We start from the raw sequence: 24,283 nt of genomic DNA on the forward strand, positions 1-24,283 counted from the left end.
TCTCCTTCAGCAAGGCGCATGGAATATAAACGCCGCGCATTATACGCATCAATACGCCGGAAAGTGAGCATTGCTTGTAAATTACGGACTACAGGAAATGAAAAGCAGAAGTTTTGCGCAATTATAGCGGGCTGACAGGACATCAGCCCGCGGGATGACAAAGTTTTACTCAGGCGAGGGTACTGATCCGCGCCAGCTGCTCAAAGTAGTCAGGGAACGTTTTGGCCGTACATTTGGGATCAAGGATGGTCACCGGCGTATCAGACAGCGCTACCAGCGAGAAGCACATCGCCATCCGGTGGTCGTTATAGGTGCCGATTTCTGCGTACTTCAACTTTGCCGGCGGGGTGATGCGGATATAATCTTCCCCCTCTTCCACCTCGGCGCCCACTTTACGCAGCTCGGTCGCCATGGCGAACAGACGGTCCGTCTCCTTGACCCGCCAGTTGTAGATATTGCGCAGGGTAGTGGTCCCTTGCGCGAACAGCGCGGCGGTGGCGATGGTCATCGCGGCGTCCGGGATATGGTTCATATCCATATCGACCGCCTTGAGCTCGCCGTGGGTGCAGGCGATGAAATCGTCGCCCCAGGTGACGGTGGCGCCCATTTTCTCCAGTACGTCGGCGAAACGAATGTCGCCCTGTACGCTGTTGCGGCCGATACCGGTGACTTTTACCGTGCCGCCCTTAATGGCGCCAGCGGCGAGGAAATACGAGGCCGAGGAAGCATCGCCTTCCACCAGGTAATCTCCCGGCGACTGATACTGCTGCTTGCCGCGCACCACAAATCGCTGATAAGACTGATTGTCCACCTCAACGCCGAAGGTTTTCATCAGGTGCAGCGTAATGTCGATATAGGGTTTCGACACCAGATCGCCCTTAATGACGATGACGGTATCCTGCGGCGCCAGCGGCGCGGTCATCAGCAGCGCGGTCAGGAACTGGCTGGAGACGCTGCCGTCAACCTCGACGTTGCCGCCCTGAAAACCGCCGCGCAGGCGCAGCGGTGGATAATTTTCCTGCTCCAGATAGTCGATCTGAGCGCCGCCCTGACGCAGGGCATCCACCAGATGGCCGATCGGACGCTCTTTCATCCGCGGTTCGCCGGTCAGCACGATATCGTTGCTGCCAAGGCACAGAGCCGCCGCCAGCGGACGCATCGCGGTACCGGCGTTGCCAAGGAACAGCTCCAGCGCCGCGGCAGAGCGCAACGGGCCGCCGTTGCCGGTCACTTCGCAGCGGGTGCGGTCGGCAGACAGGGTATATTGAACCCCCAGCGCACTCAGGGCATTCAGCATATGGCGCACATCGTCGCTGTCCAGCAGGTTGGTCAGCACCGTCGTGCCGCGGGCCAGGGCAGCCAGCAGCAGCGCGCGGTTGGAGACGCTTTTCGAACCTGGCAGGTTCACGGTGCCCTCTACGCGTGCGATGGGTTGTAACGTCAGGGATTCCATCAAACTTCACTCTCAAACAAACAGAATAAAAACCCCGCAGACAGGCCGCGGGGAGGAATAAAGAAACAGGCGATTAACCGTGGCGGCGTTCGAAGTCCAGCATAAAGTCGGTTAACGCCTTCACGCCGTCCAGCGGCATGGCGTTGTAGATGGAAGCACGCATGCCGCCCACCACCCGGTGGCCCTTCAGCGCGTGCAGCCCGGCAGCAAACGACTCTTCGAGGAACAGTTTGTCCAGGGCGCTGTCCGCCAGCTGGAACGGTACGTTCATACGCGAACGGTTGGCCTGCGCCACATCGTTACGATAGAAGCCGCTGTTATCGATCACGCCGTAGAGCAGTTCGGCTTTCTGCTGGTTGATTTTATCCATCGCGGCAACCCCGCCCTGCTGCTTCAGCCACTTAAACACCAGTCCAGCCAGATACCATGCGAACGTCGGCGGTGTGTTAAACATCGAGTCATTCTCGCTTAACACGGTGTAGTCAAGAATTGACGGGCAGGCCACGCTGGCTTTGCCCAGCAGATCTTCACGCACGATGACCAGCGTCAGCCCAGCCGGACCGATATTCTTCTGCGCGCCGGCGTAGATTACGCCGAAGCGGTTGACGTCAATTTCGCGGGAAAGAATGGTGGAGGAGAAATCGGCGGTCACGATGACGTCGTCGCCGAAGTTCGGCGTCTCATCAATCGCGATACCGTCAATGGTTTCGTTCGGGCAGTAGTGCAGATAGGCCGCCCCCGGGGTCAGCTGCCACTCGCTCATCGGCTTCACAGCGCGCTTGCCGTCGACGGTGATTTTCGCGTCGATAACGTTCGGCGTGCAGTATTTCTTCGCCTCTTTGACCGCGCTGGCCGCCCAGTAGCCGGCGTCCACATAGTCAGCGACCTTTTTATCGCCGAGGATGTTCAGCGGGATCCCGGCGAACTGGCCGCGGCCGCCGCCGTGGCAGAATAAAACTTTATAGTTGGAAGGGATGTTCAGCAGAGCGCGGAAGTCCTGTTCTGCCTCTTCTGCCACCTGGATAAACTCCTTACCACGGTGACTGATCTCCATGACCGACGTCCCCAGACCGTGCCAGTCGCACAGTTCCTGCTGCGCCAGTTTGAGTACTTCCGCCGGCAGCATCGCCGGGCCCGAACTGAAGTTATAGACCTGAGCCATTTCCCCTCACCACGTTGCTATGTTGTTTTGCCCGCGAACCGCCGCGGGCATAAGTTATTCCTGTGGCTATCGGTTTTATCATTCAGTGACACGGTCCGCAATGGCTAAAACTCGCCGACGGTAAAACGCGGCCGCCGTCACACAACAGAATCTATCGGCTTGACGTAATAAAACCGACATATTTGCTGTCAGGTAAGCCGTTTCGCCCGGCTGGCCTTCGACCATTCTGCATTTGCGCAGCGCGGACATATTCGTTTTTCTCCCGCCTGCATCGCCATTACGATGCTGCAGCGCACGCAGGCATAGATCCCCTCTTGCGGAATGGTGGTATAGCGTGTGGTACAATGCGCTGGAAGGATCGATAATCCGGCCCTCACCTCTTCATCGGGATAATAAAACACGCTGATCTGCCCGTTGGTTTCGAGGATTGCCAGCCGGACCTGGCCAAGCTGCTCGACGCTGTTGACCCGCAGCTCCATAAAAAATTCGAATTCGGTCATGTTTTCCGCATGCAGCTTCTCCCAGGCCAACTGCCCCTCTTCCACCACTACGATAGGTTTCCCCTCCAGTAGATCCTCCAGCTTTTCGCTATGCCCCATCAGCCACATAATGCCGCGATACAGTAGCGCCAGCGTAACGAAGACCACCAGCACCGGCAGCAGCGGCACATCGTCATAAAACGCCACGTCACCCGCCGCCGAGCCGAGGGTCAAAATAATCAGCACCTCGAACAGCGACATCTGCCGCACGCCGCGCCGTCCGGTAATCTTGAGGAAAATAAAGACCAGAACGAAGGTATAGAGGCTGCGCAACGCCACCTCCGCCAGGAATTCCACCGGTACTTTATCGAGCGCCATCCGCTGCCAGTCAAAGGCTTTCATTTTCCATCTCCCTGTGTATTAAAGATGCCTCTAAGCATAGCCAGATGATGGAGATAGCACCTGTCAGATAAAAGCCGTATCATTGCGCGCTTTCCGTACGACAAAAGTGATCGCCATGACCCAAACGTTTATTCCCGGCAAAGATGCCGCCCTGGAAGATTCCATCGCTCGCTTCCAGCAGAAATTGCTCGACCTCGGATTTGATATCGAAGAGGCCTCGTGGCTGAACCCGGTGCCGCACGTGTGGTCCGTTCACATTCGCGATAAAGCGTGCGCGCTGTGCTTTACCAATGGTAAAGGCGCCACCAAAAAGGCAGCCCTGGCCTCCGCGCTGGGCGAATATTTCGAACGTCTGTCCACTAACTATTTCTTCGCCGACTTCTGGTTAGGCGACACAATCGCTAACGGCCCGTTTGTTCACTACCCGAACGAAAAGTGGTTCCCGCTGACTGAGGATGATGAAGTCCCGGAAGGTCTGCTGGATGCCCGCCTGCGCGCGTTCTACGATCCTGACGATCAGTTAACGGCCAGTATGCTGGTGGATCTGCAGTCGGGTAACGATGAGCGCGGCGTGTGCGGTCTGCCTTTTACCCGCCAGTCCGACGGCGAAACCGTCTATATTCCGATGAATATTGTCGGTAACCTGTACGTCTCCAACGGCATGTCCGCCGGTAACACCCGCAACGAAGCGCGGGTACAGGGTCTGTCAGAGGTCTTTGAACGTCACATTAAAAACCGCATCATCGCTGAAAGCATCAGCCTGCCGGAGATCCCGGCGGAAGTCATGGCGCGCTATCCGGGCGTCGTGGAATCGATCGCCAAACTGGAAGCTGAAGGTTTCCCGATCTTTGCCTATGATGGCTCGCTCGGCGGCAAATATCCGGTTATCTGCGTCGTGCTGTTTAACCCGGCTAACGGCACCTGCTTCGCCTCCTTCGGCGCCCACCCGGACTTTGGCGTGGCGCTGGAGCGAACCGTCACCGAACTGCTGCAGGGCCGCAGCCTGAAAGACCTCGACGTCTTCACGCCGCCAACCTTCGATGACGAAGAGGTCGCCGAGCACGCGAACCTCGAAACCCACTTTATCGACTCCAGCGGCCTGATCTCCTGGGATATGTTCAAGCAGGACGCCGACTATCCATTCGTTGACTGGAGCTTCTCTGGTACTACCGAAGAAGAGTTCGCCACCCTGATGGCCATCTTCAAGGCCGAAGATAAAGAAGTGTACATCGCCGACTACGAGCACCTGGGCGTTTACGCCTGCCGTATCATCGTCCCGGGGATGTCGGACATATACCCGGCGGAAGACCTGTGGCTGGCGAACAACAGCATGGGCGCTCATCTGCGGGACACCATTCTGTCCCTGCCGGGCAGCGAGTGGGATAAAGAAGATTACCTGGCGCTGATCGAGCAGATGGACGATGAAGGTCTGGATGATTTCACCCGCGTTCGCGAACTGCTGGGGCTCGCCACCGGAAAAGACAACGGCTGGTATACCCTGCGCGTCGGCGAGCTGAAAGCGATGCTGGCCCTGGCCGGCGGCGATCTGGAACAGGCGCTGATCTGGACCGAGTGGACCATGGAATTTAATGCTTCGGTCTTCAGCGCGGAGCGCGCGAACTACTATCGCTGTCTGCAAACCCTGCTGCTGCTGAGCCAGGAAGAAGAGCGTCAGCCGCTGCAGTACCTGAACGCCTTCATCCGTATGTACGGCGCCGACGCGGTCGAAGCCGCCAGCGCGGCGCTGAGCGGGGAAGCGCCGTTCTATGGTCTCCAGGCGGTCGATAGCGATCTGCAGGCCTTCCCGGCCCATCAGTCGCTGCTGAAAGCCTATGAAAAACTGCAGCGGGCGAAAGCGGCGTTTTGGGCAAAATAAGCCCAGCTTGCGCCATCGTTCATGCTTACAACGGAGCCCTCAGCGGCTCCGTTATTTAACCCTGAGAAAGCGCCTCCTATAATTTGTAGTTGTAAAGTTAATTAATGTTAAATAACGCCATTTCATCATTTATCAATTGTTAAATTTAATAAAAATACTCCATTTTAATTAACTCAAAAATGGGGGTAAAAAAGAAAAAATTCAACATTATTTATAAAATTTAAAAATTATTTTCTCTATACATTTCATGCAGTTATAGATGATTTCAATAAAAACCACACACTAAAAAGGCATATAGTTCCGGCGAGATATGATCTATATCAATTTCCCTTCTATAATGCTTTGTTAGTATCTCACCGCCAACTTATATAAAGAGAGAGTTAGTGTGAAAGCTGACAACCCTTTTGATCTTTTGCTCCCTGCCGCGATGGCGAAAGTCGCCGAAGAAGCAGGTGTCTATAAAGCAACGAAGCATCCGATGAAGACGTTTTATCTGGCGATCACCGCTGGCGTTTTCATCTCCATCGCTTTCGTATTCTATATCACCGCGACCACCGGCACTGCCGCGATGCCTTATGGGATTGCCAAACTTATCGGTGGGATCTGTTTTTCTCTGGGTCTGATTCTGTGCGTTATCTGCGGCGCTGACCTCTTTACCTCTACGGTACTGATCGTGGTGGCCAAAGCCAGCGGTCGAATTACCTGGGGGCAACTGGCAAAAAACTGGCTCAACGTCTATTTTGGTAACCTGGTGGGCGCGCTGCTGTTTGTGCTGCTGATGTGGTTATCAGGCGAATATATGACTGCCAACGGCGGCTGGGGGCTAAACGTTCTGCAGACCGCCGACCACAAAATGCACCATACTTTTGTGGAGGCCGTGAGCCTGGGTATCCTCGCTAACCTGATGGTTTGTCTCGCCGTATGGATGAGCTATTCCGGTCGTAGCCTGATGGATAAAGCGATGATCATGGTCCTGCCGGTAGCGATGTTCGTTGCCAGCGGCTTTGAGCACAGCATCGCCAACATGTTTATGATCCCGATGGGTATCGTAATCCGCAACTTTGCAAGCCCGGAATTCTGGACCGCCATCGGTTCGACTCCGGAAAGTTTCTCTCACTTGACCGTTATGAACTTCATCACTGATAACCTGATTCCGGTAACTATCGGGAACATTATCGGCGGGGGTCTGCTGGTCGGGTTGACATACTGGGTCATTTACCTGCGTGGCAACGACCATCACTAAGGGTTGTTTCAGGCAGTAAATAAAAAATCCACTTAAGAAGGTAGGTGTTACATGTCCGAGCTTAATGAAAAGTTAGCCACAGCCTGGGAAGGTTTTGCGAAAGGTGACTGGCAGAATGAAGTCAACGTCCGTGACTTTATTCAGAAAAACTACACCCCATACGAAGGCGACGAATCCTTCCTGGCTGGCGCGACTGAAGCGACCACCAAGCTGTGGGACACCGTAATGGAAGGTGTAAAACAGGAAAACCGCACTCACGCGCCTGTTGATTTTGACACTGCCCTGGCTTCCACCATCACCTCTCACGACGCGGGCTATATCGAGAAAGGTCTGGAAAAAATCGTTGGTCTGCAGACCGAAGCGCCGCTGAAACGTGCGATCATCCCGTTCGGTGGTATCAAAATGGTTGAAGGTTCCTGCAAAGCGTATAATCGCGAGCTGGACCCGATGCTGAAAAAAATCTTCACAGAGTACCGTAAAACTCACAACCAGGGCGTTTTCGACGTCTATACCCCGGACATCCTGCGCTGCCGTAAATCCGGCGTGCTGACGGGTCTGCCGGATGCTTACGGTCGTGGTCGTATCATCGGTGACTACCGTCGCGTTGCGCTGTACGGTATCGACTTCCTGATGAAAGACAAATTCGCCCAGTTCAACTCTCTGCAAGCGAAACTGGAAAGCGGCGAAGACCTGGAAGCGACCATCCGTCTGCGTGAAGAAATCGCTGAACAACACCGCGCACTGGGCCAGATCAAAGAGATGGCCGCTAAATATGGCTATGACATCTCCGGTCCGGCGACCACCGCTCAGGAAGCGATTCAGTGGACCTACTTCGGTTACCTGGCTGCCGTGAAATCTCAGAACGGCGCGGCAATGTCCTTCGGTCGTACCTCCAGCTTCCTGGATATCTACATCGAGCGTGACCTGCAGGCGGGTAAAATCACCGAGCAAGACGCGCAGGAAATGGTTGACCACCTGGTCATGAAACTGCGTATGGTTCGCTTCCTGCGTACCCCGGAATATGATGAACTGTTCTCCGGCGACCCGATTTGGGCAACGGAATCCATCGGCGGTATGGGCGTTGACGGCCGTACTCTGGTGACCAAAAACAGCTTCCGCTTCCTGAACACCCTGTACACCATGGGGCCGTCTCCGGAGCCGAACATTACTATCCTGTGGTCTGAAAAACTGCCGCTGAGCTTCAAGAAATTCGCCGCTAAAGTGTCCATCGATACCTCTTCTCTGCAGTATGAGAACGATGACCTGATGCGTCCGGACTTCAACAACGACGACTACGCTATCGCATGCTGCGTAAGCCCGATGGTTGTTGGTAAGCAAATGCAGTTCTTCGGCGCTCGCGCTAACCTCGCGAAAACCATGCTGTACGCTATCAACGGCGGCGTGGATGAAAAACTGAAAATGCAGGTTGGTCCGAAATCTGAACCGATCAAAGGCGACGTCCTGAACTTCGACGAAGTAATGGATCGCATGGATCACTTCATGGACTGGCTGGCTAAACAGTACGTCACCGCGCTGAACATCATCCACTACATGCACGACAAGTACAGCTACGAAGCCTCTCTGATGGCGCTGCACGACCGTGACGTTATCCGCACCATGGCGTGTGGTATCGCTGGTCTGTCCGTTGCTGCTGACTCCCTGTCTGCTATCAAATATGCGAAAGTTAAACCGATTCGTGACGAAGACGGTCTGGCTATCGACTTCGAAATCGAAGGCGAATACCCGCAGTTTGGTAACAACGACCCTCGCGTCGATGACATGGCCGTTGACCTGGTTGAACGTTTCATGAAGAAAATTCAGAAACTGCACACCTACCGCAACGCTATCCCGACTCAGTCTGTTCTGACCATCACCTCTAACGTGGTGTACGGTAAGAAAACCGGTAATACCCCAGACGGTCGTCGCGCTGGCGCGCCGTTCGGTCCAGGTGCTAACCCGATGCACGGCCGTGACCAGAAAGGCGCAGTAGCCTCTCTGACCTCCGTCGCTAAACTGCCGTTTGCTTACGCGAAAGATGGTATCTCTTATACCTTCTCTATCGTGCCGAACGCGCTGGGTAAAGACGACGAAGTTCGTAAGACCAACCTGGCGGGTCTGATGGATGGTTACTTCCATCACGAAGCGTCCATCGAAGGTGGTCAGCACCTGAACGTGAACGTCATGAACCGCGAAATGCTGCTCGACGCGATGGAAAACCCGGAAAAATATCCGCAGCTGACCATCCGTGTATCTGGCTACGCCGTACGTTTTAACTCCCTGACCAAAGAACAGCAGCAGGATGTTATTACCCGTACCTTCACTCAGACCATGTAATTCCCTGTCTGACTGAAAAGGCGTACAATAAAGGCCCCACATCAGTGGGGCCTTTTTAACAAGCATTCCCCGCCCCAGCCTGCTTTGCCAGTTATCTATACTTTGGGTACCTGTCAAAACAGACTCGACGCAGCCGCTGAGCTGCGCACCAACACGGCCCCGGATGGGCCACATCTGGAGAAAACACCGCAATGTCAGTTATTGGTCGCATTCACTCCTTTGAATCCTGTGGTACCGTTGATGGCCCGGGCATCCGCTTTATTACCTTTTTCCAGGGCTGCCTGATGCGCTGCCTGTACTGCCATAACCGTGACACTTGGGATACCCACGGCGGCAAAGAAATCACCGTTGAAGAATTAATGAAAGAGGTGGTGACCTATCGTCACTTTATGAATGCTTCCGGCGGCGGCGTCACCGCCTCGGGCGGTGAGGCGATCCTGCAGGCGGAGTTTGTTCGCGACTGGTTCCGCGCGTGTAAGAAAGAAGGCATCCACACCTGCCTGGATACCAACGGCTTCGTACGTCGCTACGATCCGGTTATCGACGAGCTGCTGGAGGTAACAGACCTGGTGATGCTGGATCTCAAGCAGATGAACGATGAGATTCACCAGAACCTGGTCGGCGTCTCTAACCATCGTACGCTGGAATTCGCCCAGTATCTGGCGAAGAAGAATATCAATGTCTGGATCCGCTACGTGGTGGTTCCCGGCTGGTCAGACGATGATGATTCCGCGCACCGCCTGGGCGAATTTACCCGCGATATGGGCAATGTCGAAAAAATCGAGCTGCTGCCCTACCATGAGCTGGGTAAACACAAATGGGTAGCGATGGGCGAAGAGTACAAGCTGGACGGCGTCCATCCGCCGAAGAAAGAGACCATGGAGCGGGTAAAAGGCATCCTTGAGCAGTATGGTCACAAAGTAATGTACTAATCCCGCCCGGGCCGGTGATGCGCTTATGCCGGCCTGCAACGGCGTGGGAAGCTGTGTCCGCCCCGCCGTTTCATTCTCATGAAAAACGACTTGTCCTCTCTGCGGCAGTAAGCCTATGCGATTGCAGCAGATGACGCGCAGCATGCGCTGCGCGCTGCAGGGTCAGGCGTGCGCCACCGGCGTCGGATGATGCCCGGCTTTGCGCAGCAGGGTCAGCAGATAGATAAACGACACGCTGGCGATCATGATAAACAGCAGGTTGTCTGAGAAGTTCTGCATCAGCATCGCCGTCAGGGTCGGGCCCAGCAGGCTGCCGATGGTATAGCTCATCAGCAGCGCCTGATTCATCGCCACCAGCTGATGGTGCTCCACTTTTTCACAGGCCCAGGCCATCGCCACCGGATACAGCGTGAATCCAGATGCCCCAAGCACAAACAGCGCCGGGGCCATTGCCGCCTGACTAAGCATCGCCAGACATCCCAGAATGACCACAAAGACCTGTACCCGCAGCACCAGCAGGCGACCGTAGCGGTCTGCCAGGCGCCCTACCGGCCACTGGCCGAGGATCCCCGCACTCACCATCACCGCCATCCAGAAGCCGATGCCGGAGTCGCTGACGCCCTGATGGTTCAGCCACAGCGGCATCAGGCCATACAGCGAGCCGAGGACAATCCCCGAAATAATACAGCCATTGACCCCGTGGCGCGCCTGGCGTAGCTTCAGCATCGGCCAGATACGTACCGTTTCATGCGGCTCTTCTGCCTGCCCCATAATGCGGGTAAACAGCAACGGCAGGATCGCCGCCAGCGCCAGGCCGGTCACCCACGGCAGGACGCTCATTAAATCGGTGGGTAATTTACTGACCATCAGCTGGCCCAGTACGGTACCGACGTAATAGACCATCATGTACGCCGCCAGCAGACGACCGCGACTGCGGGAAGTGCCGCTGCAAACCAGCGCGCTTTCCACCACCACCCAGATCATCGCGCAACCTACGCCGGCGATAAAACGCCAGCTCAGCCATGTCCAGAAGCCAACGGTGATCCCCAGCCCTACGCAGCCGACGGCGAAAATTAACGATGCGAGATAATAGCTACGGTTAAACCCCAGGCGCTTGATCACCCAGCCGGCCAGCAACGTACCGGCCAGGTTGCCGGTAAAATAGGATGACCCCACCATGCCGACCTGCCAGGTTGGCATGTTTTCATGGGCGAGCCAGAGCGGGACGAGCGTATTCAGCACCGCTATCGCCAGGGTCAATAAAAGCAGGCCACAGAGCAGCATTTGCACTGGCCGGGTGTAGATGGTCATGGGTAAAAACCGTGAGGAATGTTCAGATCGCGAGCGCATCATGCCACTGCTAAAAACATTGTCAATCCACCTGAAATCAGGCGTGACGCGGTTTTGTCGGCTACGATAGAAGTTTTTTATCCAGAGGATGGAAAAAGGTGAGACAACAGATAATACGCTATTGTTTTTGCTGGTTTATTAATAAATGCCGAAGTTAATTTCAGTTGAAAAATTTCATCTATCGACAGCACGTTTTCATCATGCCGGTGGTTAGGCACCGGCATGATGGAGGTGGTTAACTGGCGACAGCCATCCCAACGGTCATATGCAGGCCATAGAATACGCCGCGGCCGATCATCTCTCCCGCCAGTATCAGAACAAAGGCCAGGCCGAGCAGCGAGACCGCCGGTTTGCGGCCGCGAATCTGCGGCACGCACCAGCAGGCCAGGGCCAGGGCCAGCAGCACCACGCGCCAGGCCATAAGCAACCCGTAATCCGGCACCAGGGCGGAGGCCTGCTGAACTGAGCTGCGGATAGTGGCAAGTTCACTTCCCTGCATCACGACCACCATAATACTGACCAGCAGCGCCAGCAAACTAACCACCGGCAGCAGGCGCAGCGCCCAACCATCGACGCCCGCGACGCGCAGCAGCAGGTAGCCCAGCAGTGGACCGCCGATAAACAGCGTCAGGAAGAAGCTCAGCGGCGTCCAAACGGTGTACCAGGTCGGCACCGTGTCGATGGTGTTGTACACCCGCACCATCATCCACACGAAAATCACGCCCAGCACCATGGTCACCACCAGCCACAGGCTCCGCAGGCCGGCAGGCAGCTTTTTGCACACGGCCAGCAGCCAGCCAATTCCGCCGACGGCGAAGAAGATCGCCCCGCTGGCTATTTCATTACTCAGCGACGAGGCTCCCACGCGATTCAGCGAATTAAAGGCCCGCAGCGGCGAGCCAAGGTGCATCGTCGAGGCAATAAACCCGATCCCCATCAATACCCACAGGCCGAACATGCTGCCCACCACGCGCTGCTCCTGCTCACGGGAAAGCTTGCCTGTCATCAGCGCCAGCGCCAGAACAATAAAGCCGCCTACGACGCACTGGCCGAAGACCGTAAAGACCATCAGCGGCCATTCATGCCATCCGTTTCCCATCTCACACCTCCTTCGGGTTCGCCAGGTAACCGGTGGTATCGCCACACGGCCGGGCATTGGCGTTAGGTTTGATAACGATACTCGGCCGGGTAAAGTGCGCCGACGGCAGCGGCGCTACCGCGGCCAGCTGGCCGTGCTTAGCGCGCAGTTCGGCAATCGGCCCGAAATCCAACGCCCGCAGCGGGCAGGACTCGACGCAGATCGGCTTTTTCCCCTCGGCGACGCGCTCGTGACAGCCATCGCACTTGGTCATATGGCCTTTGTCGGCATTGTACTGCGGGGCGCCGTACGGGCAGGCCATATGGCAGTAGCGGCAGCCAATGCATACCTCTTCGTTGACCACCACAAAACCGTCTTCGCGCTTATGCATTGCGCCGCTCGGACAGACCTTGGTGCAGGCCGGATCTTCACAGTGGTTACAGGCGATGGAGAGGTAATAGGCAAACACGTTCTGCTGCCAGACGCCGTTGTCCTCCTGCCAGTCGCCGCCGGCATATTCATAGATGCGGCGGAAGCTGACCTCCGGGGTCAGGTTCTTGTAGTCCTTACAGGCCAGTTCGCAGGTTTTGCAACCGGTGCAACGGGCGGAATCAATAAAAAATCCATACTGAGTTGTCATCGGTTACTCCTTACAGCTTCTCAACCTGAACGAGGTTGGTATGCGACGGGTTTCCCTTCGCCAGCGGCGACGGACGCTGGGTGGTCAGCACGTTGATGCTGCCCGCCTGATCCACACGCGAGGCGTCCGGGTTGTACCAGGCCCCTTCCCCCAGCGCGACGACGCCCGGCATCATGCGCGGCGTCACCTTTGCTTCGATATGCACTTCACCCCGATCGTTGAAGATGCGAATACGATCGCCGTTGGCAATGCCGCGCTTGCGGGCATCGATCGGGTTAATCCACATCTCCTGCCGACAGGCGGCCTTCAGCACATCGACGTTGCCGTAGGTCGAGTGGACGCGAGATTTATAGTGGAAGCCGGTGAGCTGTAGCGGGTATTTCGCTGTCAGCGGATCGTTGTAGTTTTCGAAACCCGGGGTGTAGATCGGCAGCGGATCGATAACATCCCCTTCCGGCAGCTCCCAGGTGGCCGCGATTTTCGCCAGATCCTGCGAGTAGATTTCGATCTTGCCCGAAGGCGTGGTCAGCGGATTAGCCTGCGGATCCTCACGGAAGGCTTTGTAGGCCACATGATGACCTTGCGGATCGCGCTGCTTATAGATGCCCTGCTGACGGAAGGTGTCGAAATCCGGCAGGTCGGGAATCGCTTTGCGCGACTGCTCATACAGATAGCGCATCCAGCCTTCCTGGGTACGGCCTTCGGTAAACTGCTCTTCGACGCCCAGACGCTTTGCCAGTTCGCTGGTCATCTCATAGATGGTTTTGCATTCGAAACGCGGCTTGATGGCCTGATCGGCAAAGATAACGTAGGACATGTTGCCGCAGGAGGCATCCAGCGCGAAATCCATCTGCTCGGAGGCGGTACAGTCCGGCAGCAGAATATCGGCGTATTTCGCCGAGGAGGTCATATGGCAGTCAATGACCACAATCATCTCGCATTTCTTGTCGTCCTGCAGGATTTCGTGGGTCCGGTTGATCTCAGAATGCTGGTTAATCAGACAGTTGCCCGCATAGTTCCAGATCATCTTGATCGGCACGTCGAGCTTATCTTTACCGCGTACGCCGTCGCGCAGAGCGGTCATTTCCGGGCCGCGCTCAATCGCATCGGTCCACATAAACATCGAGATACTGGTCTCAACCGGATTCTCCAGCGTCGGCATACGCTCAAAAGGCAGACTATACGAGCCCTCGCGCGCCCCGCTATTGCCGCCGTTGATCCCGACGTTACCCGTCAGAATGGCGAGCATTGAGATGGCGCGGGTGGCGATCTCACCGTTGGCGTGACGCTGCGGACCCCAGCCCTGGCTAATATAGGCCGGTTTAGCGGTGGCAATTTCGCGCGCCAGTTTAACAATGCGTTCGCGCGGAATACCGGTAATTGTCGAGGCCCACTCCGGCGTTTTGGCGATACCGTCAGTGCCCTGGCCAAGAATGTAAGCTTTGTAATGACCATTGGCTGGCGCACCGGCGGGCAGCGTTTTCTCGTCGTATCCCACGCAGTATTTATCGAGGAACGGCTGATCGACCAGATTCTCGGTGATCATCACCCACGCGAGGCCCGAAACCAGTGCCGCATCGGTCCCAGGACGAATCGGGATCCATTCATCTTCACGCCCGGTGCCGGTGTCGGTATAGCGCGGATCGATGATTATCATCCGGGCATTGGATTTCTGCCGCGCCTGTTCAAGGTAGTACGTCACCCCGCCGCCGCTCATCCGCGTTTCGCCGGGGTTATTGCCGAACAGCACCACCAGCTGACTGTTTTCAATATCCGATGGGCTGTTGCCGTCCGCCCAGCCGCCGTAGGTGTAATTCAGACCGGCAGCAATCTGCGCTGATGAATAGTCGCCATAATGGTTGAGATAGCCACCGCAGCAGTTCATCAGACGGGCAATCAGCGTTTTCCCCGGCGGCCAGGAGCGGGTCAGCGTCCCGCCGAGCGTGCCGGTGCCGTAGTTCAGATAGATGGATTCGTTGCCGTACTCTTTAATCAGCCGCTGCATATTGCTGGCGATGGTATCCAACGCCTCTTCCCAGCTGATTTGCTCGAACTTGCCCTCACCGCGTTTACCAACGCGCTTCATCGGGTACTTCAGACGGTCCGGATTATAGATCCGGCGGCGCATTGAACGCCCACGCAGGCAGGCGCGGACCTGGTGCAAACCGTCATAGTTATCGTCACCGGTATTATCGGTTTCGACGTATTTAATCGCGCCATCCACCACGTGCATGCGCAGCGGGCAACGGCTACCGCAGTTGACGGTGCAGGCGCTCCAGACCACCTTCTCACTGGCGGGCGCCGGCGTATCGGCAGCATGCGACAGTCGGGTAAAGGGTAACGTTAGTGCGTTGCTGGCCAGCGCCAGGCCGCCTATTGCCGTGGTTTTCATCAGACCACGGCGGCTTACCTCAGCAGCCAGTAAAGCATCAGGGGCTTTAATTTTCATGGATACTCGCTTTGGTTGCTCACAATAAACTGACAAGCGTTATATAGATATATATATAATGCTTTGCGATATTATTAGTTTTTTATGCTGGTTTAATCCAAAGGGAGTATCACTGCATTCGCGGCAAGGATTATTGCCCGGTATCAATAAGGGCGTAAAAAAAGCGCCCGCAGGCGCTTTTAAAAGAAGGAGTGAGAAGTTTAGCCGATATATTCGAGGCCGCGCATATACGGGCGCAGCACTTCCGGGATCTCGATACGGCCATCAGCCTGCTGATAGTTTTCCATCAGCGCCACCAGCGTACGACCTACTGCCAGGCCAGAACCATTCAGGGTATGAACGAGACGGGTCTTCTTATCGGACTTGCTGCGGCAGCGAGCCTGCATACGACGCGCCTGGAAATCCCAGACGTTGGAGCAGGAGGAGATCTCACGATAAGTGTTTTGCGCCGGAACCCATACTTCGAGGTCATAGGTTTTGCAGGCGCTGAAGCCCATATCGCCGGTGCACAGCGCGACCTTAAGGTACGGCAGGCCCAGCAGCTGCAGCACTTTCTCGGCGTGACCGGTCATCTCTTCCAGCGCGGCCATAGAGTCTTCCGGGCGGACGATCTGCACCATTTCAACTTTATCGAACTGGTGCATACGGATCAGACCGCGGGTGTCGCGGCCATAGGAACCGGCTTCAGAGCGGAAGCACGGCGTATGGGCGGTCATTTTGATCGGCAGATCGTCTTCGTCGATGATTTCATCGCGCACCAGGTTGGTCAGCGGCACTTCCGCCGTCGGGATCAGCGCGTAGTTGCTGCTGTCAGCCTCTTCTTCCAGCGGACGGGTATGGAACAGGTCGCCAGCGAATTTCGGCAGCTGGCCAGTGCCATACAGGGTATCCTGGTTTACCAGGTACGGGACATAGTTTTCGCTGTAGCCATGCTGTTCGGTGTGCAGATCCAGCATGAACTGCGCCAGGGCGCGGTGCAGACGGGCCAGCTGCCCTTTCATCACCACGAAGCGCGAGCCGGTGAGCTTAACGGCGGCGGCAAAATCCAGCCCCCCGTGCATTTCACCCAGCGTCACATGATCGCGCACCTCAAAATCGAACTGACGCGGCGTACCCCAGCGGCTAACTTCAACGTTGTCGTTTTCGTCGCGACCAACCGGCACATCATCATGAGGAATATTCGGGATCGCCAGCGCGATATCGCGAATTTCCGCCAGCAGCGTTTCCAGCTCGGATTTTGCAGCATCCAGTTGTTCGCCAAGCTTGTTAACTTCCAGGCGTAATGGCTCGATGTCTTCCCCGCGCGCTTTCGCCTGGCCAATGGATTTCGATCGGGAGTTACGCTCCGCCTGCAGGTTTTCCGTTTGCACCTGCAGAACTTTACGACGCTCTTCAAGCGCGCGAAGTTTATCTACATCCAGCTTAAAGCCCCGGCGTGCCAGTTTTTCTGCGACTGCGTCTGGCTCGGTACGCAGCAGATTGGGATCGAGCATGCTTATCCTGTGCTTATCGAATTAAAAAAGAAAAGTGGCCGCAGACTACGACCACGGAAATAGTGTAATAACCTTACCGCAACGCCTCAATTAGCGGTAGCGTTTTATCGGGCTATTTTGATCCTGTTCAGCGAGCCAGGCGAGCTTTTCGCCAATTTTACCCTCAAGCCCCCGGTTTGTCGGGTGATAATAGCGCGTTTGCGCCATTTCCTGCGGGAAGTACTGCTCGCCGGCGGCGTAGGCGTTGGGTTCGTCATGAGCGTAACGATACTCCTGGCCGTAGCCCATCTCTTTCATCAGCTTCGTCGGCGCATTGCGCAGATGCACCGGAACGTCGTAGTCAGGACGATCCCGCGCGTCGGCCAGCGCCGCTTTGAAGGCGGTGTACACCGCGTTGCTCTTCGGCGCGCAGGCCAGATAGACAATGGCCTGGGCAATCGCCCGTTCGCCTTCCGCCGGCCCGACGCGGGTAAAGCAGTCCCACGCCGAAATGGCGACCTGCATCGCCCGCGGGTCGGCGTTGCCGACATCTTCCGAGGCAATCGCCAGACAGCGGCGGGCAACGTACAGCGGATCGCCGCCGGCGGTGATGATCCGCGCGTACCAGTAAAGTGCCGCATCCGGCGCGCTACCGCGCACCGACTTATGCAGGGCGGAAATCAAATCGTAGAACCGGTCGCCTTTATTATCAAAGCGCGCGCTTCGCTCGCCGGCGATCTCGGTCAGCAGTTCCGCCATCAGCACCCGCTTGCCCGAGTCATCGCTTTCGGCCATATCGGCCATCATTTCCAGGGTATTCAGCGCTCGCCGCGCGTCGCCATTCACTAGCTCGGCAATGGCCCTGCGGGTCTCATCCGGCAAAACGATATCCTGGCCGCCGTAGCCGCGGGTTTTATCGTTCATCGCCTGGTCAAGCACCCGCTCGATATCGTCGGTGGTGAGCGATTTCAGTAAGTAGACGCGAGCGCGGGAGAGCAGCGCCGAGTTAAGCTCAAAGGAGGGGTTTTCGGTGGTCGCGCCAATAAAAGTAATGGTACCGTCTTCAATATGCGGCAGAAAGGCATCCTGCTGGCTTTTATTAAAGCGATGCACTTCGTCAACAAACAGGATGGTCCGCCGGCCGGCGTTGCGATTCTGCCGCGCGCGCTCAATAGCCTCGCGAATCTCTTTCACCCCGGAGGTTACCGCTGAGATCCGTTCGACATCGGCGCTGGCGTAGCGGGCAATCACTTCCGCCAGAGTGGTCTTGCCGGTACCCGGCGGCCCCCAGAGGATCATCGAATGCAGGTGCCCGGCCTCAATGGCCCGCGGCAGGGGTTTACCCGGCGCCAGCAGGTGCTGCTGGCCAATATACTGCGCTAAATTTTCTGGCCGCATGCGAGCGGCCAGAGGTTGAAACGCGTTGTCGGAAAAATCGAGCGACAGATTGCTCACTTTCGCCTCTACTTACGTTGATCGTCCACCGTCACCCCTTTCGGCGGCGTAAAGGTGAACTTAGCTGCGTCGACGGCGCCGTTCTGCTGCGATTTCAGCTGATAGCTGCTGCGCTGATCATCCTGCTCGACGGCGCTGAACTGATGGATAGTGCCGTCCCGACCGACGTTGATCGTGAACTGCTTGAGGTTGCCGCTACCGCTTTTTGGCGTCAGCACAAAATCATCGCCATTTTGCTTGATATTATATTGCTGCCAGTCGCTGGACTGGTTGCGGGCTATCAGCATAAACGGCGTGTTGCTGGTGGCGTCTTTCAGCCAGGTCGCCGTGGCCTGCTCGACGAACGGGTTATAGAACCACAGCGTTTTACCATCCGAAACGAGGACGCTCTCATCCGGCTGGGTCATATGCCAGTTAAACAGGTTCGGGCGTTTCACCCACAGGTCTCCCTGCCCATCCTGCACGGCGTTACCGCTGCCGTCGGTGACTTTTTGCGTGAAGCTGGCATGGAAGCTGCTCACTTTATCAAGACGGCTTTTTAAGTCGCTGGCCGCATCTGCCCAGACCTGGCTGACGACCATACCAGACAGTAATGCACAGGTGATTGCGAGTTTTTTCATTGTTCTTCCTTAATGTGCGTCACTCCCGACGCGGGAGCCTCTTCTGCCCCTACTGTAGGACCGCCGGCGGCGGTGGGACAGAAGAATTGGCTGATTTTGCGCTTATTTACCCAACTTTGCACTCATTCAAAGGGCGGCGGCGCCAGCACTTCGCGGTTACCGTTATGGCCCTGCTCGCTGACGATACCCTGCGCTTCCATCTGTTCGATAATACGCGCGGCACGGTTATAGCCGATGCGGAACTGACGCTGAACCCCGGAAATCGACGCTTTGCGCTTCTCGGTCACAAAGTTGACTGCCTGATCGAACAACGGATCCAGCTCTTCCCCGCCGTCGAAGCCGCCACCGCCGCCTTCGCTTTCGCTGTCGGAGGTAATGCCATCCACATATTGCGGGCGACCGCGGGCTTTCCAGTCCTGAACCACGGCGTGGACTTCCTGGTCGCGCACAAACGCCCCGTGGACACGCACCGGCGTGGTAGAGTTCGGCCCGGAGTAAAGCATATCCCCCATACCCAGCAGCGATTCCGCGCCGCCCTGATCGAGAATGGTACGTGAGTCAATTTTACTCGACACGGTAAAGGCGATGCGCGTCGGGATGTTGGCCTTAATCAGGCCGGTAATAACATCTACCGACGGACGCTGTGTCGCCAGCACCAGGTGGATCCCCGCCGCGCGCGCTTTCTGCGCCAGGCGAGCGATCAGCTCTTCCACCTTTTTGCCGACGGTCATCATCAGATCGGCGAATTCATCCACCAGCACCACGATGTACGGCAGTTTTTCCAGCACCGGATGTACGGCGTCCATGCTGTCGCCAGGCTTCCAGTACGGATCCGGGATCGGACGTCCCATGCGCGCGGCTTCGGCGATCTTCTCGTTGTAGCCCGCGAGGTTACGCACGCCCAGCGCCGACATCAGCTTGTAGCGGCGCTCCATCTCATTGACGCTCCAGCGCAGCGCATTGGCGGCGTCTTTCATGTCGGTGACCACTTCCGTCAGCAGGTGCGGAATTCCTTCATAGACCGACAGCTCGAGCATTTTCGGGTCGATCATAATGAAACGCACATCTTCCGGCTGCGCCTTGTAGAGCATGCTGAGGATCATGGCGTTGACGCCAACAGACTTACCGGAACCGGTGGTACCGGCCACCAGCAGATGCGGCATTTTCGCCAGATCGGCTACTACCGGATCGCCAGCGATGTCTTTACCCAGCACCACGGTGAGCGGAGATGGGTTATCACGGAACTTGGCGTTGTCGAGCACTTCACGCAGGTAGACGGTCTGGCGTTTTTTATTCGGCAGCTCAAGCCCGACATACGGTTTGCCCGGGATCACCTCCACCACGCGCACGGCGACCGTTGACAGCGATCGCGCCAGGTCCCGTGACAGGTTAGAGATCCGTGCGGCCTTAACGCCAGGCGCCAGATTCAGTTCGAAGCGGGTGATCACCGGCCCCGGTGAGTAGTTCACCACATCCGCTTTAATGCGGAAATCGGCGAGTCGCGCTTCCACCAGGCGTGCCATCTGCTCGAGAGCAAAGGTATCCACCGGCTCGACTTCACTCGGCGGCGGGGTAAGCAGATCCAGCGACGGCAGTGGCGTGGTCGGCTTTTGCAGCGGTCGACTATCGCCATTGCGCATCAGCAGCGGGTGGATCAGGCTCTCCTGCGGCGCAGGGGCGGCAGGCTGATGCCCCTGCGGGGCAACCGGTTGTTGCGGCTGTACGGGCTGCGACGCAGTCGGATAGGACTGCGGCTGCGGCGGCACAGGCTGTTGGTGTATCGGCTGATGCTGCGCAGGTTGATAACCCTGCTGCGGAGCGGCCGCCGGTTGTTGATAGCGCTGGGCCGGCTGCTGCGGCTGGACTTCCGGCGTCGGCGTAAACAGCGGTTCGCTCGGGCCGTCATTGACCAACGTTTTCATCGGCGAGAATTCATAATCTGCCGGCGAGAACGGGTTGGCGCCCGGCGGCTGCTCGGTAGCGTACCGCTGCTGCTGGGTAGCGGCAAACTGACGCGCCAGCTCCGCTTCCGCCGCGGCGTCGGCCTCATCGTCATCAGTCGCGTTATCGTCTTCCCAGCGATGACCGTAGCGCTGCTGCTGGGTGGCGGCGAACTGGCGAGCCAGTTCATCCTGCTCCATAGCATCCGCTTCCTCATCCGAGAGCAGCTCATCATCATAATGCGGATCGCGCTCCGCCTGCCGCGCGCGCTGTTCCGCCTCCCGCTGCGACGGTAGCTTGATGCCGTAGGAGGCCAGTTCCCGACGCGTAGGAACACGCACACGATTGGGCCGCGGTAGTTTTGGACCGATGCCCTCTTTCACCTGAACCCGTGGGCCGCTGGACGCCGGGCTGAACAATGGCGTAGCCGCAGCGGATGCGGCAGTGGACGAGGTTGCTGCCGCCGCGCCGCCGCTGGCGGCGGTAGCCTGATGCACCCCAGCCGCTACCGCAGAGACTACGGTTGTCTCCACTGGCGGTTTGGACGCAGTGGTCGGCGGCGTCAGCGGTTTAGTGGCAATCGGACTTTCCGGCTCAGGAATTGGCTGATACCAGGAGGCCAACAGCTCGCGTTCGCGCGCCCGCTTCTCTTCCACTTCCTCGAAATAATAGAGCGGCGGACGTTTCACTTCCTCCTGCACGACCTCGGGCTCTGGCTCCGGTGGGGGAACTGGCGCGCTTTGCGGCTGATACGCCGCTGGCTCCGGCTGATACGGCTGCGGCGCGGGCTGGCCGGCATGCGGATCGTAAGCCGGCTGCTGGTAGGTCTGCGGCGCGGGCTGACCGGCGTTCGGATCGTAAGCCGGCTGCTGATAGGTCTGAGGCGCAGGCTGACCGGCATAGGGATCGTAAGTCGGCTGCTGATACGACGCTGGCTCAGGCTGATAGGCCTGCGGCGCAGGTTGACCGGCATACGGATCGTAAGCCGGCTGCTGATACGGCGCTGGCTCAGGCTGATAGGCCTGCGGCGCAGGTTGACCGGCATGCGGATCGTAAGCCGGCTGCTGATACGGCGCTGGCTCAGGCTGATAGGCCTGCGGCGCAGGTTGACCAGCATACGGATCGTAAGCCGGCTGCTGATACGGCGCTGGCTCAGGCTGATAGGCCTGCGGCGCAGGTTGACCGGCACGCGGATCGTAAACCGGCTGTTGATACGGCGCTGGCTCAGGCTGATACGCCTGCGGTGCGGTTTGCCCCGCTGGCGGCTGATAAGCAGCCTGCTGGAACGGAGCGGGTTCAGGCTGATAGGCCTGCTGCGGCGGATAGCTGGCTTCCGGCTGATAAGCTGGCGCAGCGCCGTGATGGCCCACCGGTGATTCTGCCCACGCCTGCGGCGCGGCAGTAGCCGCCGCCGCTGCGCTTACCGGCTCAGCGATACTGTGGCCATTCAACAACGGATCGTAAGGGTCGAAATCGCCCGGGCGCACGGCGCTGGCGCCGGAGAACAGCACATCATCCTCTGCGGGACGCGCGGCGCTGGCGCCGGAAAACAGTACATCGTCGGCGGCAACAGGCGCCCCGCTGGCGCTGTATTGCACCACCTCTTCGCCGTCATCCATCCGTTTGCCGGAGAAAAGCGCAGCGTCGGTTTTACGCCCCATAGGGTTGGTAAACTTCTCGGCCAGACGCTTACGCCGCGCCAGCGCGCTGCGTAAGATACGGGCGCGACGCGATTCCTGCGGCCTGGCCGCCTCTTCGTCGTCGTACTCTTCCTCGTCGCCTTCGTATTCGCCTTCATCGACCCAGGTATCATCCCGACGGGTACGGTTGCTGGCAAAGGTGAGAACGGACAGGATGCCGCCGCCCAGCTTTTCCGCAATGCTGACCCACGACCAGCCGGTGAACAGCGTCAGCCCGGCCGCCCAGATACACAACAGGGCGATGGTGCCGCCGCTGCTGTGCAGCAGGGGTTGCAGCGTGGTGCTCAGCAGGCTGCCGATCACCCCGCCGGAGGCGAAGTACCAGATATCATCGGCGTTAATCGCCGCCAGACCACAGGAGGTCAGGATCAGGGCTAACGCACCGATGAGGCGAAGGGAAACGGCAAAATAATCAATGTATTCGTCGTTTTCCTGATGCCGCCAGGCAAACCAGCATCCGCCGATGATGATCACCGGGATGGTGTAGGCCATGACGCCAAAAATGAAAAAGAGGGTATCGGCAAGCCACGCGCCGGGGGCGCCGCCTAAATTATGAATAGGCTCATGCCATGCCGTTTGCGACCAGCTGGGGTCCGAGGGGTTAAAGCTCAGTAGTGCCGCCATCAGCCAGATGGCGAAGAGGGAGCAAAGGATGAGCATCGCCTCAAGGAGTCGGCGCCCGCTGCTGAGTTTGGTTAGTTTGACTTCTTTGTCTTCGGTGTATTCCTGGCTCAAGAAAGGCTCTCCAGGTATCAGGCTGTTTCCTGCCTGCTGCTAAAACGGACAACAGCGCCGGGTCTCCCCGGCACTGTTGCTGTATGGATTAACAGGAGTGTAATCAAACTACGTCGAGTTTGCACCTGTTCCGTGTTAGCGCGTCTTAATAACCAGACGATTACTTTGCTTGACTTCTTCCATTACCACGTAGGTACGGGTGTCGTTAACGCCCGGCAGGCGCAGCAAGGTCTCGCCCAGTAATTTACGATACGCTGACATATCCGGTACACGGGTTTTCAACAGATAGTCGAAATCACCGGAAACCAGATGACACTCTTGAATTTCTTCAAGTTTTTGCACTGCGGCGTTAAATTGCTCAAACACATCCGGTGCGCCACGATTCAGAGTAATCTCAACAAATACCAGAAGTGATGCATCCAGATAATGCGGGTTGAGCAGCGCCGTATAGCCCTGAATAAAACCCTGTCTTTCAAGACGACGCACACGCTCAAGGCAAGGCGTCGGAGAAAGTCCCACCCGTTTAGAAAGCTCGACGTTAGAAATTCGCCCATCTTTTTGCAATTCATTCAGGATGTTACGATCAATGCGGTCGAGATCTTTGCCAGGGCGCTTCTTGCTATCTACCATTATTATTGTCTCTCTGTATTCCTTCCCTACTCCTGTTCCGGCTCTGAGCCTTCACTGCCAGAGCCCATCCTGTTATCACCCGTACGACATTGGGTAACCCAGGGGTACGTGAGAAGCCCGTTGCCTGACGGCAGTCACCGACATCACGCATGGCGTCTGTCCACACCATGCGTAGATTTCGTTAACCCGGATAAAAATGGCATTTGCGTGCATGAAAATTCGCCGCACGCTAAATACTGCTTTTCTTCTTCCTTGAATGTTTTCGCAAAAGCACAGGTGATTGTCAAAGCAAAACATCGATTTTTAGTACAAGATGCCAGATATTCATCATC

Annotated in this window: 16 protein-coding genes; 4 read left to right on the top strand and 12 right to left on the bottom strand. The window is 57.2% G+C overall.

The window, feature by feature from the left end:
• Window positions 1–169 precede the first annotated feature (169 nt).
• The 3 genes from aroA to ACR809_RS16655 all read right to left on the bottom strand — a co-directional run bounded on the left by aroA (window position 170) and on the right by ACR809_RS16655 (window position 3,496).
• Entirely contained in the window at window positions 170–1,453 is a 1,284-nt protein-coding gene (aroA, locus tag ACR809_RS16645; RefSeq protein ID WP_002898157.1) for a 3-phosphoshikimate 1-carboxyvinyltransferase, read from the bottom strand.
• Window positions 1,454–1,526: 73 nt separating this feature from the next.
• Window positions 1,527–2,615 carry a 3-phosphoserine/phosphohydroxythreonine transaminase gene (serC, locus tag ACR809_RS16650; RefSeq protein ID WP_002898155.1) on the bottom strand — a complete coding sequence of 363 codons (1,089 nt, stop codon included), beginning with the start codon at window positions 2,613–2,615 and terminating at the stop codon, window positions 1,527–1,529.
• Window positions 2,616–2,803: 188 nt separating this feature from the next.
• The gene (locus tag ACR809_RS16655) at window positions 2,804–3,496 is read right to left on the bottom strand and encodes a DUF421 domain-containing protein (RefSeq protein WP_002898152.1); all 693 of its coding nucleotides are present in this window, start codon (window positions 3,494–3,496) and stop codon (window positions 2,804–2,806) included.
• 115 nt (window positions 3,497–3,611) lie between these two features.
• Between ACR809_RS16655 and ycaO the strand changes: the two genes are divergently transcribed.
• The 4 genes from ycaO (at window position 3,612) to pflA (ending at window position 9,881) form a co-directional block, all read left to right on the top strand.
• Window positions 3,612–5,372 (top strand): 30S ribosomal protein S12 methylthiotransferase accessory factor YcaO, encoded by a 1,761-nt coding sequence (gene ycaO, locus ACR809_RS16660; RefSeq protein WP_004150842.1) that lies wholly within the window; start codon window positions 3,612–3,614, stop codon window positions 5,370–5,372.
• A 385-nt stretch (window positions 5,373–5,757) separates the two neighbouring features.
• On the top strand, window positions 5,758–6,615 hold the full coding sequence (gene focA, locus ACR809_RS16665) for a formate transporter FocA (protein ID WP_002898150.1): 858 nt from the start codon (window positions 5,758–5,760) through the stop codon (window positions 6,613–6,615).
• Window positions 6,616–6,666: 51 nt separating this feature from the next.
• On the top strand, window positions 6,667–8,949 hold the full coding sequence (gene pflB / locus ACR809_RS16670) for a formate C-acetyltransferase (protein ID WP_002898148.1): 2,283 nt from the start codon (window positions 6,667–6,669) through the stop codon (window positions 8,947–8,949).
• Between the two features lie 191 nt (window positions 8,950–9,140).
• Window positions 9,141–9,881, top strand: a complete 741-nt coding sequence (gene pflA, locus ACR809_RS16675) for a pyruvate formate lyase 1-activating protein (RefSeq protein ID WP_002898145.1) — start codon at window positions 9,141–9,143, stop codon at window positions 9,879–9,881.
• Between the two features lie 162 nt (window positions 9,882–10,043).
• Here pflA and ACR809_RS16680 read toward each other — a convergent pair whose 3' ends face one another.
• The 9 genes from ACR809_RS16680 to lrp form a co-directional block, all read right to left on the bottom strand.
• Window positions 10,044–11,192, bottom strand: coding sequence for an MFS transporter (locus ACR809_RS16680; RefSeq protein ID WP_004150843.1), 1,149 nt, complete (start codon window positions 11,190–11,192; stop codon window positions 10,044–10,046).
• 274 nt (window positions 11,193–11,466) lie between these two features.
• On the bottom strand, window positions 11,467–12,330 hold the full coding sequence (locus ACR809_RS16685) for a dimethyl sulfoxide reductase anchor subunit family protein (protein ID WP_004150844.1): 864 nt from the start codon (window positions 12,328–12,330) through the stop codon (window positions 11,467–11,469).
• A 1-nt stretch (window position 12,331) separates the two neighbouring features.
• Window positions 12,332–12,949, bottom strand: coding sequence for a DMSO/selenate family reductase complex B subunit (locus ACR809_RS16690; RefSeq protein ID WP_004150845.1), 618 nt, complete (start codon window positions 12,947–12,949; stop codon window positions 12,332–12,334).
• Between the two features lie 10 nt (window positions 12,950–12,959).
• Window positions 12,960–15,398, bottom strand: coding sequence for a dimethylsulfoxide reductase subunit A (dmsA, locus tag ACR809_RS16695; protein WP_016946994.1), 2,439 nt, complete (start codon window positions 15,396–15,398; stop codon window positions 12,960–12,962).
• Window positions 15,399–15,598: 200 nt separating this feature from the next.
• On the bottom strand, window positions 15,599–16,891 hold the full coding sequence (gene serS, locus ACR809_RS16700; RefSeq protein WP_122051438.1) for a serine--tRNA ligase: 1,293 nt from the start codon (window positions 16,889–16,891) through the stop codon (window positions 15,599–15,601).
• A 90-nt stretch (window positions 16,892–16,981) separates the two neighbouring features.
• Complete coding sequence (gene rarA / locus ACR809_RS16705; RefSeq protein ID WP_004191141.1) at window positions 16,982–18,325, bottom strand: replication-associated recombination protein RarA; 1,344 nt, start codon at window positions 18,323–18,325, stop codon at window positions 16,982–16,984.
• An 8-nt stretch (window positions 18,326–18,333) separates the two neighbouring features.
• Window positions 18,334–18,945, bottom strand: coding sequence for an outer membrane lipoprotein chaperone LolA (gene lolA / locus ACR809_RS16710; protein ID WP_002898132.1), 612 nt, complete (start codon window positions 18,943–18,945; stop codon window positions 18,334–18,336).
• Window positions 18,946–19,067: 122 nt separating this feature from the next.
• Entirely contained in the window at window positions 19,068–23,321 is a 4,254-nt protein-coding gene (gene ftsK, locus ACR809_RS16715; RefSeq protein WP_122051439.1) for a DNA translocase FtsK, read from the bottom strand.
• Window positions 23,322–23,456: 135 nt separating this feature from the next.
• Window positions 23,457–23,951 carry a leucine-responsive transcriptional regulator Lrp gene (gene lrp, locus ACR809_RS16720; protein WP_000228469.1) on the bottom strand — a complete coding sequence of 165 codons (495 nt, stop codon included), beginning with the start codon at window positions 23,949–23,951 and terminating at the stop codon, window positions 23,457–23,459.
• Between the last annotated feature and the right edge of the window lie 332 nt (window positions 23,952–24,283).

Source organism: Klebsiella sp. CD33 (assembly GCF_051992865.1).
Classification (GTDB): Bacteria; Pseudomonadota; Gammaproteobacteria; order Enterobacterales; family Enterobacteriaceae; genus Klebsiella; species Klebsiella pneumoniae.

Coding starts and splice junctions, on each gene's coding strand:
- aroA (WP_002898157.1), bottom strand. CDS start 1,453: ATGGAATCCCTGACGTTACAACCCATCGCACGCGTAGAGGGCACCGTG.
- serC (WP_002898155.1), bottom strand. CDS start 2,615: ATGGCTCAGGTCTATAACTTCAGTTCGGGCCCGGCGATGCTGCCGGCG.
- ACR809_RS16655 (WP_002898152.1), bottom strand. CDS start 3,496: ATGAAAGCCTTTGACTGGCAGCGGATGGCGCTCGATAAAGTACCGGTG.
- ycaO (WP_004150842.1), top strand. CDS start 3,612: ATGACCCAAACGTTTATTCCCGGCAAAGATGCCGCCCTGGAAGATTCC.
- pflB (WP_002898148.1), top strand. CDS start 6,667: ATGTCCGAGCTTAATGAAAAGTTAGCCACAGCCTGGGAAGGTTTTGCG.
- pflA (WP_002898145.1), top strand. CDS start 9,141: ATGTCAGTTATTGGTCGCATTCACTCCTTTGAATCCTGTGGTACCGTT.
- ACR809_RS16680 (WP_004150843.1), bottom strand. CDS start 11,192: ATGACCATCTACACCCGGCCAGTGCAAATGCTGCTCTGTGGCCTGCTT.
- ACR809_RS16685 (WP_004150844.1), bottom strand. CDS start 12,330: ATGGGAAACGGATGGCATGAATGGCCGCTGATGGTCTTTACGGTCTTC.
- ACR809_RS16690 (WP_004150845.1), bottom strand. CDS start 12,949: ATGACAACTCAGTATGGATTTTTTATTGATTCCGCCCGTTGCACCGGT.
- dmsA (WP_016946994.1), bottom strand. CDS start 15,398: ATGAAAATTAAAGCCCCTGATGCTTTACTGGCTGCTGAGGTAAGCCGC.
- serS (WP_122051438.1), bottom strand. CDS start 16,891: ATGCTCGATCCCAATCTGCTGCGTACCGAGCCAGACGCAGTCGCAGAA.
- lolA (WP_002898132.1), bottom strand. CDS start 18,945: ATGAAAAAACTCGCAATCACCTGTGCATTACTGTCTGGTATGGTCGTC.
- lrp (WP_000228469.1), bottom strand. CDS start 23,951: ATGGTAGATAGCAAGAAGCGCCCTGGCAAAGATCTCGACCGCATTGAT.